The sequence below is a fragment of the Loktanella salsilacus genome, assembly GCF_024206795.1.
GTDB lineage: Bacteria > Pseudomonadota > Alphaproteobacteria > Rhodobacterales > Rhodobacteraceae > Loktanella > Loktanella salsilacus.
On sequence record NZ_CP072994.1, the window covers coordinates 1,529,702 to 1,541,528 of the forward strand.

Below are 11,827 nucleotides of genomic sequence, written 5' to 3' on the forward strand. Positions count from 1 at the left end.
GGGCGTTTACCTCATCGCCGATTGTCCTGCACGCTAAAGATAGCGCACATCTTTTGCAACCGGTTGCAAAGTGAATCGTTTCGTGCTTTCCTTAGCGGCAAGGGTGGGGGAGGCCTGCCTTTGCAACGAAGAACTGGCGTTTCTGGGAGGAAAAATCATGACATTTACGTTGAAGACATTATTGCTAACGACCACGGTCATCGCTGCGCCGCTGGCGGTTACGGCTGAGGCGCATGGCGACAATCTGAACTATGTGCTGGTAAGCCATGCACCGGACAGTGACAGCTGGTGGAACACGGTGAAAAACGGCGTAGCGCTGGCCGCCGACCAAATGGGCGTGACCGTGGAATACCGCAATCCACCATCCGGTGACCTTGCCGATATGGCGCGGATCATCGAGCAGGCCGCGGCATCGAACCCTGATGGGATCATCACAACGCTGGCCGATTTTGACGTGCTAAGCGGTCCGATTCGCGCGGCGGTCGATCAAGGCATCGACGTGATAATCATGAACTCCGGCACGGCTGCTCAGGCGGTTGAAGTCGGTGCGCTGATGTATGTCGGTCAGCCGGAATACGACGCGGGCCTTGCAGCCGGCCAGCGCGCCAAGCGTGACGGTGTTGGCAGTTTCCTGTGCGTGAACCATTATATCAGCTCTCCGTCCTCGACTGAGCGGTGTCAGGGTTTTGCTGATGGTCTAGAAGTTGAGCTCGGCAACCAGATGATCGACGCGGGCCAAGACCCGTCCGAGATCAAGAATCGCGTGCTGGCCTATCTGTCCGCCAATCCTGACACCGATGCGGTGCTGACCCTCGGGCCGACCTCTGCCGATCCGACGATTTTGGCGTTGGAAGAGAACGGTCTGGCTGGTGACATCTATTTTGGCACCTTCGATCTGGGCGAAGACATCGTCAAAGGTCTGAAGTCCGATGTGATCAAATGGGCAATCGACCAGCAACCCTTTCTGCAGGCCTATCTGCCAGTCGTGATTCTGGCGAACTATGACCGTTACGGCGTGCTGCCGGGCAACAACATCAACTCCGGCCCCGGTTTCGTGACCAAGGACGGTTTGGCCAAGGTCGAAGAATTCGCAGGCGAATTCCGTTGATCTGACCAAACACCGCCGGGCGCGCCAGACGCGCCCGGTCCACGCCTAATCCCCCCACCAAATACTTGTCGGAGTGTGCCGTATCATGACTGATGCAACCAATAGTGACGAACGTATCAAGGAGATGTCGCGCCTGCGACGCGCCCTGATCCGCCCGGAGTTAGGGGGCATGGTTGGCTGTGTCGCTGTCTTTACCTTCTTCTTGCTCACCGCTTCCGATAGCGGGATGTTCAGTTCCACCGGCGTGTTGAACTGGTCTGTCGTTTCGGCGCAGTTCATGATTATCGCCGTCGGGGCCTGTCTGCTGATGATCGCAGGAGAGTTCGACTTGTCCGTCGGATCCATGATCGGTTTCGCAGGCATGATGATCGCCATCTTCGGTGTGACGCTAGGCTGGCCGATGTGGATGGCGATCCTTGTGACATTTGCGATCTGCATCGCGCTGGGGGCACTGAACGGCTACATCGTCGTGCGCACTGGCTTGCCGAGTTTTATCGTGACGCTGGCGACCCTGTTTATCCTGCGCGGCTTTACCATATTCATTCCGCAAACGCTGGAACGGAAGACCATCATCGGCGGTATCACCGAGGCGGCGGAGGGCGACTGGCTTGCCGCGATTTTTGGCGGCAAAGTCTTGAAGGGGTTCTTCGCCTGGTTGGGCGATATTGGCATGATTTCGGTCTTTGAGCGCGGCAACAAGGCGGGGCAGCCCGTCGTTGACGGGATTCCGATGCTGATCATCTGGGCGCTGGGACTCGTGATCGTCGGGCATATCGTTCTGACCCGCACCCGTTTCGGGAACTGGATTTTTGCGGCAGGCGGCGACGCGCAGGCCGCGCGCTATGTCGGTGTGCCGGTGGAGCGGGTCAAAATTCTGATGTTCATGTTCACCGCCTTTTGCGCCACGGTCTTTGCCGTCTGCCAGGTGATGGAATTCGGGTCCGCTGGTGCTGACCGCGGCCTTCTAAAGGAATTTGAAGCGATCATTGCGGTGGTCATCGGCGGCGCGCTGCTCACGGGCGGCTACGGGTCAGTGATCGGTGCGGCCCTGGGGGCGCTGATCTTTGGCGTCGTACAACAAGGTCTGTTCTTTGCCGGGGTCGAATCGTCATTGTTCCGCGTGTTTCTTGGGGTGATCCTGCTGCTGGCCGTCATTTTGAACACCTATATTCGCCGCCTGATCACGGGAGAACGCTGATGCAACCCATCATCCGCATGACCAATATCGAAAAGCACTTCGGCTCTGTCATTGCGCTAAATGGCGTGACGGTAGATTTCTTTCCGGGCGAATGTCACTGCCTTTTGGGTGACAACGGCGCGGGCAAATCGACCTTCATCAAGACGATGTCCGGCGTGCACAAGCCGACCCGCGGCGAGATTTGCTTTGAAGGCAAGCCGATGCACTTTGATGATCCGCGCGAGGCGATCGCGGCAGGCATTGCGACGGTTTATCAGGACCTTGCGATGATCCCCCTGATGTCGGTCAGCCGCAATTTCTTTATGGGCAACGAGCCGATAAAGCACCGGATGGGCCTGCCGTTCTTTGACCATGAACTGGCCAACGAGGTTACCATGAAAGAAATGCGCGCTATGGGCATCAATCTGCGTGGCCCGGATCAGGCGGTCGGGACGCTTTCGGGTGGCGAGCGTCAGACTGTCGCTATTGCGCGGGCGGTCTATTTTGGAGCCAAGGTGCTGATCCTGGACGAGCCGACATCCGCGCTGGGGGTACGACAAACGGCGAACGTGCTGGCAACGGTGGACCGGGTGCGCAAGCAGGGGATCTCGGTCGTGTTCATCACCCATAACGTGCGTCACGCGATGGCAGTGGGCGACCGTTTTACCGTGCTGAACCGGGGCAAGACATTTGGCACGGCAACGCGGGGCGACGTGACGCCAGAAGAGTTGCAGGACATGATGGCAGGTGGGCAGGAGCTCGCGACTTTGGAAGGCTCACTCGGCGGTACTGTTTGATAAAACTGGCCTGCACATTTGGACGCATGTGCGGGCCTCGCTGCAAAAAATACCGCTCAACCGCCACGCACCGCCCTGTATGTGATTTCGGCCGCCTTATATGGTCACATCGCCTCCCGACTTGCGCTCGAACACCAACACAGCGCCGGTAATCAGCGCACCTTTCGCCCGAACGGCAGCTTGTTGCGCGCCCCAAACCAGTCTCCTAAAGGTTGCAGTTCCCAAGAGCCAAAGCGCAAGGTGCCCGGAATAAGGCACAGGGCGCATACAATTGATTCGGCTACAACAAAGACCACTGTTTGGGTTATTCCTGAACCCCTTTGGCACGACTGCGCGCGCCATTGAGTTGAAGGGTGATCATCTTTTGGTCACCGGGCGGAGCATGCCTGCAGCACTTTCCTTGGCGGATATTGGCGAGGCACCGGCCCTTCGGAAGGGCCTACTTGGAACGACGCTGTCTTTGCAGGTGTCCGCAAATAGAGATGTCATCTTGCGCGGTACCGATCATGCCGATGCGCGCGCCTTTGCCGACACCGTCCAGACTGCGTGGGTCAGCTTCAACACGGGTGCTTTTGATCGGGAAGCGCAACGGTTCGACCGGCTTCATGCCGCTGTTTCCGGCTTGGCGCGACCGGGCCGGTATCCTGCGGCCTGCCGTCTAGCGCCGGTTCTGAAAGATGCGCGGTCCTTGGATGCCAAGCTTCTGTCGAAGCTAAAGGCAGAAGCAATCGGGACGGATCGGGCAGAGCGGGTGACCCTTGTACGCAAGTTCGTGGCTGATCCCCGGGCGGCCCGAGCAACTGCGATATCGGTCTTTGTCGCTGCTGAACTGGATCGCTGGGAACAGTTCTTTGACACCATCGAAAGCAAGCCGCTGACGGCTGAGCAGCGTCTTTCTGTTGTGGTGGATGAGGACGCGACCCTCGTGCTAGCCGGCGCCGGATCGGGAAAGACGAGCGTGATTACCGCCAAGGCAGCCTATCTGGTCAAAGCCGGAATCCGGAAACCGGACGAAATCCTGCTGCTGGCATTTGCGAAGAATGCTGCCGCGGAAATGTCAGAACGGGTTAAGGCGCGATCCGGTGAGCCCATCGTGGCGCGAACATTTCACGCGCTGGCTTATGACATCATTGGTGCGGTGGAAGGGTCAAAACCTGCCCTTGCCGACCACGCGACCGATGACGTGGCGTTCAGCGCGTTGATAAAGCAGATCCTGAAGGACCTCGTTCATACGATGTCTGCCGTGTCGCGCGCTATCATCGATTGGTTTTCTCATTTTCTGGTCGAGCCGAAGACAGAATGGGATTTCAAAACCAAACACGAATTCTACACCCATATGGAACAGCAGGACCTGCGCACGCTGCAAGGTGAGAAGGTTAAAAGTTACGAAGAGCTGCAGATCGCCAATTGGCTTTATGAAAACGGCGTCGCCTACGAATATGAGCCCGTTTATGATCCGAAGTTGCCTGAGACGGGGCGGCGGGACTATCAGCCGGACTTCCGTTTGACCGAAAGCGGCGTGTACATCGAACACTTCGGCGTGCGGCGTCAGAAGATGGCGGATGGCACTGAAAAACTGACGACTGCGCCATTCGTAAACCGCGATGACTATCTGGCCAGCATGGCATGGAAGCGCGAGGTTCATGCCACGCACCAAAGCACCATGATCGAAACCTACAGCTATGAACGGCAAGAGGGGCGGCTGCTGACCAGTCTGGCCGAGAAGATCGCGCCACATGCCAAGCTAAGCCCCCGGCCAGTCGACACGATCTATGACCGTGTCATCGAAATGAAGCAGGTCGACACGTTTTCGCAACTGCTCGGGACGTTCCTGCGCAAGTTCAAAAGCGGTGGCTACAGCCTGGAGCACTGCGAGAGTGCGTCCGACAAAATGAAGCTCGGCAAACGCGGCCGGGCGTTCCTTGCGGTGTTTGGCCCTGTGTTTGATGAATACCAAAAGCGGCTGGCGGGACGGATCGACTTTGAGGACATGATCCTACGAGCGGCCCATTATGTGGAAACCGGCAAATACCTCAGTCCGTTTCGCCATATCCTGGTGGACGAGTTTCAAGATATCTCTCAAAGCCGCGCCAAACTTGTGAAGGCGCTGAAAGGACAACATCCTGACGTTCGTATATTTGCCGTCGGCGATGACTGGCAGTCGATCTTTCGCTTTGCCGGATCAGATATTCACCTGATGCGCAAGTTTGGGGCCGAGTTTGGCGGAACCTTTGATGGGGAGGCCGGAATCCACAGTACGGTCGATCTGGGTCGAACGTTCCGGTCCGTGGATCAGATCGCTTTTGCGGCGCGCACGTTCGTCCTTAAAAACCCGGCCCAGATCCAGAAACAGATCGTTCCGGCTGGCATCGCGACTGAACCCGCCATCAAAATTGTGACAACGGCAAAGCACGAAGGCGTAAAAGCGCTTTCGGATGTACTCGCCGCGCTTTCGTCCAAGTTGGATCCGGCTGGAGAGACATCGAGTGTTCTGCTGCTCGCGCGGTATCGGTATTTGGAGCCTGACCTGCGGGATCTGCGGCGGCGCTTTGCGCGCGTGACACTCAGTTTCAAAACCATTCATGCCTCGAAAGGGTTGGAGGCAGATCATGTGGTTTTGTTGAACGCCGACAGTGGGCGGGTGGGCTTTCCATCTCAGATCGTCGACGATCCCTTGCTGGGATTGGTATCGCCCGACGAGGAGGCATTCCAGAACGCAGAGGAACGGCGCGTGATGTATGTTGCGATGACGCGGGCGCGGCGCACCCTGACGATCCTCGCATCAAACGCGCGCCCGTCGGCCTTTGTCAGCGAACTTTTAAAGGACCCGGCATATGGGGTTTCCCAGCCGTCCGGGTCCGACCAAGACGTCCACGAATGTGGCGAATGCGGTGGACGGCTGTTGCGTGTGCAAGGCCAAGACGGTCGAACTTGGTACCGCTGCGCGCATTCCGAGCAGTGCGGCAATTTTCTACCTGCCTGTTCGGGATGTGGGGTAGGGCTCCCACATGGGGTAGAGGGTACGCTACAATCCAAGTGCAGTTGCGGGAAAGTGCACCCTAGTTGCCCGGACTGTGCAACCGGCTGGCTTGTTGAACGGACCGGCCCCCACAGCACATTTCTGGGCTGTGTTCGCTTCCCAACCTGTCTCGGGAAAGCGCAATTGGCGCGTAAGCCGAGCGGACGGGGTGTCACAGGCAAACGCCGAAGGTAACGCGACTGGCCTGCATCACGCATGTTCCGCATGTTGGCCGTGAATGACGATTGCTGCCGATAGAACCTCTGCCTGATGGCTGGCACCGGCATCGCAGGTGCGCGTATCGCCCGTGAATTGGACGCGCTTGTGCGTGTCTATGGAAAACCCACCTGCAGTGTCAGTGACAACGGCACGGCGTTTCCCAGTCGCGCGATCCTGACGTGGGCGGGCAAGAACGACGTGGATTGGCACTATATCGACCCCGGAAAACCCCAGCAAAATGCCTTCATCGAAAGCTTTAATGGCAGCCTGCGAGACGAACTACTGAACGAGGAGATCTTCGACACTTTGGATGATGCCCGCCGCATACTGGCCCATTAGCGATACGACTACAAAAACGTCAGGCCGCGCTCATCGCTGGGAAACCAAACACCCGCACAAGCGCGTCGCGCGCTTGAGCAATTTGAAGGCTCCGCGCAGGACGCCCTTGCCCAAATTGATGACGAAGAATGTGAAATCCAAACCCGCAAACTCTCATAATGACTGAGGGAACTTCCGGGGTGCAGGTCACGGCGTAAGTAAGGTTTCAAGTTCCGGCAGCATATCATATGTGGCGTCAGATTTGCTTGCTGGAGGCCGGCTCATGATTTCCGTCGTCATACCCGTATATCAGAAGGCGCGTCACATTGAACGGGCACTGAACTCCGCCTTGGGTTCCTTGGTCGATGCCTGTGCCGATTTCGAGATCATCGTGGTGGATGACGGTTCGACCGACGGATCCGGGGATATTGCCCGGAGCTGGGTCAAGGACAACCACAGGGCAATCCGCGCCCAGGTGATCTCGCAGGACAACCGGGGTGTGTCTGCGGCGAGGAATGCAGGGTGGCGGTCTGCCAAGGGCGATCTGATCCTATTTCTAGACGCCGATGACGAATGGACTGTCTCGCATGTCGGCGAGATTCTAGAACTAGCGGAACTGTATCCGCAGGCGTCACTGATGACGACCGCGTGGTCGGTGATCAGGCGAGATGGTTGCCAGGTTTTTCACCAATTTGGGATTGGCGCGGATCTGAAAGGTCTATTGCCTTGTTTCTTTAGGGCTATGTCAACGGGTCCCATGCCTGTCTCCTCCAGCAACGCCGCGGTCCCCATGTGGGCATTGAGGCAGACTGGTGGCTTCCCGGATGGCGTCACACATGGAGAGGACACGGTGGCTTGGGGGAAGCTGGCTCTACTAGGACCTGTCGCCTATTCGCCGCAGATCGGGGCGGTCTGGCATCAGGACGCTGATAACCGGTCAGATTTAGGCAAGCCGATCGCCGCGAACTACATGCTGTTTCTGGAGAGCGCCCTGAAGCTAAATTCGCTGACGGATGACATGAAAAAGAGTATCTGGATCAACCGCGACATCGAAGCGGCTCGCATGGCCGGCCTCATGCCGCTTTACTTTCATGACAGCCCGGGGCGCATTGATGCGATGACTGCGGAGCAGAAGGCTATGCTCGTCGAGATCAGGGATCGCTTTGCTGATCAGCTCGTTACATCGATCGAAGCAGAAACTTACGCGTCGCCTGCAATGAATTGCTGAAGGATTTGGCCGGATTTGGCCATATTTTCCTGGTCTGGAAGCCCTTCGTCGCTATTCATGTCTGCAACATATTTACGCGTCGAAGGGCTTTGTCGCACAAATCCCGCAAGCGATTCATGTCGTAAATCTAGTGTAGTTGCTGGGTTGCATGAGCAAACCCACGGCGCGAGCCGGCAAGACCGCGGACCGGACTGCCTACACTAGGCTGCTGATGCGCCGCTGGTCAGTGATGACCTTCAAACCGTTGTGGGGCAGTGGACAGCACGGACATCAAGGTGAAGGGGGTAGGCGAAAGCAACGCACATATGCTTCGCAGTCCTGAACGACTACGCCGCACTGGCAGCCCCTGTCATCAAAGCCGTGAGGTAAATCCGACTTGGATAAGGGAAATTCCAGCCATCTCCCGGTTGGTGCGACAGAGTTGTTCGTCGCGTCTATCCAAGCCTAAAAGTTTTAACCGAAAGCTCCAATTTCATGCGGCCCAAATTTTTGAGGGCAGTGCGTTTGAAACTCGATATCTTTGGCTTTAGTTTGGGCAAGCGACCGGGGGTGCCGCCAGAACGCGTGAAACCACCGCACTGTCTTATCATGGGGTGAGGACGGTGACCCATCTGATTGCGATCGGAGTCAGCATGATTAGCAAGAGAATAGGCATCATGAATGCGGCCAGCACCGCTGACATTTTTACTGGCAATTGGTTTGCTTTGGCCTGCGCTTTCAATTCCCGATCCAGACGCATCTCAATAGAATAGGTTTCAAGGGCTTGCGAAATTGGTGTGCCGAATTCGGCAGATTGCTGGACAACGCTCGCGAAGGAGGCCATGGCGTCGACACCCGTCCGCCGTTCCAACTGAGCGAAGGCCATGTCGCGTGGCTTCCCGGCCTGAATTTCGAGTTGCAGGATCGTGAACTCTTCGGCGATCGGGCCGCAAAAACGTCCGAACTCCTTAGCCACGCGGTTCATTGCTGCATCAAACCCCAGACCGGCTTCGATCGCGACCTGCATGAGATCCAGCGCACCGGGCATGCCGCGTGTCACGGATTTGCGCCGTTGCGCGACCTTGGAACTGAGCCACGCCGACGGGCCGTAAAACCCGATTACGACGAGCAAGACGGCGATCATGAAGGCTTGCGGTGTCTCAAGTCGGCTGAGCGGTTCCAAAACCTGTGAAAGGCCGGTTGGCAGCGACTGGTTGAACCAGACCGCGAGCACAAAACATCCCGGCAACGCCAAAGCCAGAACGGACCGCACCAGAAAGAAGTTCCGAAGCGCGTTTACCTTATGGATGCCGGCCTGGCGCAAACGTGCAGAAATCTTGCTCCGCTCGGTGCCGGAATGCGGAACGAAGAGACGAAGCGCGCCAGTCGGGTCATTATCCCAGGGGCGCACGATATCGCGGCCCGACAAAGGTGATGCAACCGCCTGCATACGCCGGATTTGCACGGCTGTGCTGGGTCGGAAGACGGCCGCAATCCCCAGGATAGCCACGAAGAGTCCGACCGCGACGATCCCCTGCAGCAAGACGGTTTGGGACCCTGCGACGATGCCAAGGGCGGCTAGTAATTCATTCACGCGTTCCATGGTCGGTCTCCCTCAAAAGTCGAACTTTGTCAGTCGCTTAAGGATGATGCCCTGCAGGACGATCAAAATGCAAATTAGAATGGCGATAGGAACGAAGATGGGATGGTCCTGCACGTCTAGAAAGAATCCGGGCGAGGACTTATAGATGGTTCCCACCATCATGAAGGGCATCATCGTCAGGATCATGCCGCTCAGCCGACCTTCGGAGGAAAGCGCGTGGATCTTCTTATACATGATCAGGCGGTCACGGATGACTCGAGACAACACCAGAAGTACGCGTCCGAGATTTCCTCCAGTGCCGTGCTGGATGCCGACGCAGACACTCAGATAGTGGACGTCCTCTCGGTCGATACGGTCGGCGAATTCGCCGAATGCGGTAACCAGATCGACACCGTGACGAATGCGGTCTTCGATGATGCCGAATTCGCTGCCAATCGGGTCCGGCATATCGCGGGCGACTCGCCGCAAGGTCACGTTAAGCGGGTGACCGACCCGGAGGCCTCGCGCCATCATGTCGAGGGCATCAGGCAATTGCTCCGACAGTTTCTTCAGTCGCGCTTCGGCCATACGGTCTAGAATGGCGTAGGGCAGACCGAACCCCAGCAGCAGGGCCGTCACGGCAGCGGCCGGGACCGGTACGAACTGGGATGCCGCGACGAAAATGATGACGGCGAAGCTAATGAGCGAGGCAAGGAGGGCACGCATGCCAATCGGCAGGTTTGCATGGGCAACAGTGCGGTGGAAGGACTCGACCGGTCCCTTCGTGCGCGCACTGTGTGTGGAGTGATTTCGGAACAGGACCTCGGCGATCCGCGCCTCGTCCACGCCCTGCGCGATCATACGCATGCGCCGGTTCTTTTGTCTGATTTCGCCAGCATGGTTTCCGACGACCTGCCGGAAACCTTCGAAGGCCAGCAAGGCCCCGAAGAAGATCATCAGATAGATAACGACTTCCAGTGGAAGCATTGAGCGCAAAAATCCGAAGTTCATCCGGTTACCCCATCGAAGTTAAATACATCAGGGGGCAATTTGACGCCTGTCGCGGTCAGCTTTTCCATAAATTGAGGCCGGATTCCGGTGTAGACCAATTCGCCAAGCACTTCACCGCCCTCACCCTTGCCGAGTTGGCGAAAAGTGAAGATCTCTTGCATCGTGATAACATCGCCTTCCATCCCGTTGACTTCGGCAATGCTCATGACGCGACGTTTGCCATCGCTGTGGCGGGATAGCTGGACAATGATGTCGATCGAAGAGGCAATCTGGCTTCGGATGGTGGCCATGGGAATATCGGCCCCCATCATCGTCACCATCTGCTCCAGCCGGCTCAGAGCATCGCGCACGGTGTTGGCGTGGACAGTCGTCATAGAGCCGTCGTGGCCGGTGTTCATTGCCTGCAGCATGTCAAAGCATTCGGCACCGCGCACCTCGCCCACGATGATCCTGTCCGGCCGCATCCGAAGTGCATTGCGCACCAGCTCGCGCTGGGTAATTGCGCCAGTCCCTTCGATGCTGGATGGGCGAGTTTCAAGCCGGACGACGTGGTCCTGCTGAAGCTGAAGCTCGGCCGCGTCCTCGATCGTCACGATCCTCTGATCTTTGTCGATGAAGGCCGACATCGCGTTGAGCATGGTCGTCTTGCCAGAGCCGGTGCCGCCAGAGATCAGCACGTTCAGACGCGCTTCGACTAGTCCGCGCAAGATGGCGGCGGCCGGATGCGTCAACGCCTTCGCCTCGACCAGCCGATCCAGTGAATAGGGCTTGGCAGAAAATTTACGGATCGACAGGGACGGACCGTCGACGGCACACGGCCGTATAATCGCGTTCACCCGGCTGCCGTCCGGCAGGCGCGCATCTACCCAGGGCTGGGACTCATCGACTCGGCGCCCCATCGAGGAAACGATCTTGTCGATGATCCGTAGTAGATGACGCTCGTCACGGAACCGGACCTGCGTTTTTTCTAGCTTGCCGAACCGCTCTACGTAGACCTTCTGGTGGTTGTTAACGAGGATGTCATTAATCGTGGGATCGGCCAGCAAGGGTTCCAGCGGTCCTAGACCGGTCACCTCGAAAATCAGTTCTTCGATCAGCTGTTTCACGCGATCCGGGCCAAGCGTGCGCTCCTGATCCAGCAACAGTTGCGACACCAGTCCAGCGATCTGCCGTTTGAATTCCACCGGGTCCATCTTGTCGATGACGGACAAGTTGAGCCGGTTCAGCATCGCCTCATGTAAAGAGCTTTTTAGTTCCAACCAGTTCTGCAGTTCCAGGTCGATTTCGTGGTGCGGCGCGGCTTCCTGCACCGCGGTCGCGGGCATGAGTTGCACTACGTTCGTCGGGGCAGTCTTGCGGCGATTGAGATAATCAGTGAACATCTGTGGC

8 protein-coding genes and 1 pseudogene are annotated in these 11,827 nt (G+C 57.6%); 6 read left to right on the forward strand and 3 right to left on the reverse strand.

Translation table 11 applies throughout. From position 1 onward, the window contains the following. Window positions 1–157: 157 nt before the first annotated feature. From KBW81_RS07460 to KBW81_RS07485, 6 genes and pseudogenes are all read left to right on the forward strand, one after another. On the forward strand, window positions 158–1,108 hold the full coding sequence (locus tag KBW81_RS07460; RefSeq protein WP_090185085.1) for a sugar ABC transporter substrate-binding protein: 951 nt from the start codon (window positions 158–160) through the stop codon (window positions 1,106–1,108). Window positions 1,109–1,193: 85 nt separating this feature from the next. Next, complete coding sequence (locus KBW81_RS07465) at window positions 1,194–2,306, forward strand: ABC transporter permease (protein WP_254248874.1); 1,113 nt, start codon at window positions 1,194–1,196, stop codon at window positions 2,304–2,306. Continuing rightward, window positions 2,306–3,082, forward strand: a complete 777-nt coding sequence (locus tag KBW81_RS07470) for an ATP-binding cassette domain-containing protein (protein WP_090185090.1) — start codon at window positions 2,306–2,308, stop codon at window positions 3,080–3,082. Before KBW81_RS07465 ends, KBW81_RS07470 begins: the two co-directional genes overlap by 1 nt. Before the next feature lie 340 nt (window positions 3,083–3,422). Beyond that, a complete protein-coding gene (locus KBW81_RS07475) occupies window positions 3,423–6,296 on the forward strand; it encodes a UvrD-helicase domain-containing protein (RefSeq protein ID WP_411914384.1) in 2,874 nt (957 codons plus the stop codon). 12 nt (window positions 6,297–6,308) lie between these two features. Beyond that, a pseudogene (locus tag KBW81_RS07480) lies at window positions 6,309–6,818 on the forward strand (integrase core domain-containing protein); the annotation flags it as partial. Window positions 6,819–6,921: 103 nt separating this feature from the next. Beyond that, the gene (locus KBW81_RS07485; RefSeq protein ID WP_254248876.1) at window positions 6,922–7,866 is read left to right on the forward strand and encodes a glycosyltransferase family 2 protein; all 945 of its coding nucleotides are present in this window, start codon (window positions 6,922–6,924) and stop codon (window positions 7,864–7,866) included. A gap of 586 nt (window positions 7,867–8,452) precedes the next feature. Here KBW81_RS07485 and KBW81_RS07490 read toward each other — a convergent pair. Genes KBW81_RS07490 through KBW81_RS07500 form a run of 3 tightly spaced genes read right to left on the reverse strand, consistent with a single transcriptional unit; the run spans window position 8,453 to window position 11,820 of the window. Continuing rightward, a complete protein-coding gene (locus KBW81_RS07490) occupies window positions 8,453–9,448 on the reverse strand; it encodes a type II secretion system F family protein (protein WP_090185095.1) in 996 nt (331 codons plus the stop codon). A gap of 12 nt (window positions 9,449–9,460) precedes the next feature. Further along, window positions 9,461–10,438, reverse strand: a complete 978-nt coding sequence (locus KBW81_RS07495) for a type II secretion system F family protein (RefSeq protein WP_090185097.1) — start codon at window positions 10,436–10,438, stop codon at window positions 9,461–9,463. Further along, on the reverse strand, window positions 10,435–11,820 hold the full coding sequence (locus tag KBW81_RS07500; protein ID WP_090185100.1) for a CpaF family protein: 1,386 nt from the start codon (window positions 11,818–11,820) through the stop codon (window positions 10,435–10,437). The genes KBW81_RS07495 and KBW81_RS07500 overlap by 4 nt, the downstream gene beginning before the upstream one ends. Window positions 11,821–11,827: the final 7 nt, after the last annotated feature.

What these genes read in the sequence shown, in the direction of transcription:
- KBW81_RS07460 (WP_090185085.1), top strand. Translation starts at nt 158, where the DNA reads ATGACATTTACGTTGAAGACATTATTGCTAACGACCACGGTCATCGCT.
- KBW81_RS07465 (WP_254248874.1), top strand. Translation starts at nt 1,194, where the DNA reads ATGACTGATGCAACCAATAGTGACGAACGTATCAAGGAGATGTCGCGC.
- KBW81_RS07470 (WP_090185090.1), top strand. Translation starts at nt 2,306, where the DNA reads ATGCAACCCATCATCCGCATGACCAATATCGAAAAGCACTTCGGCTCT.
- KBW81_RS07485 (WP_254248876.1), top strand. Translation starts at nt 6,922, where the DNA reads ATGATTTCCGTCGTCATACCCGTATATCAGAAGGCGCGTCACATTGAA.
- KBW81_RS07490 (WP_090185095.1), bottom strand. Translation starts at nt 9,448, where the DNA reads ATGGAACGCGTGAATGAATTACTAGCCGCCCTTGGCATCGTCGCAGGG.
- KBW81_RS07495 (WP_090185097.1), bottom strand. Translation starts at nt 10,438, where the DNA reads ATGAACTTCGGATTTTTGCGCTCAATGCTTCCACTGGAAGTCGTTATC.
- KBW81_RS07500 (WP_090185100.1), bottom strand. Translation starts at nt 11,820, where the DNA reads ATGTTCACTGATTATCTCAATCGCCGCAAGACTGCCCCGACGAACGTA.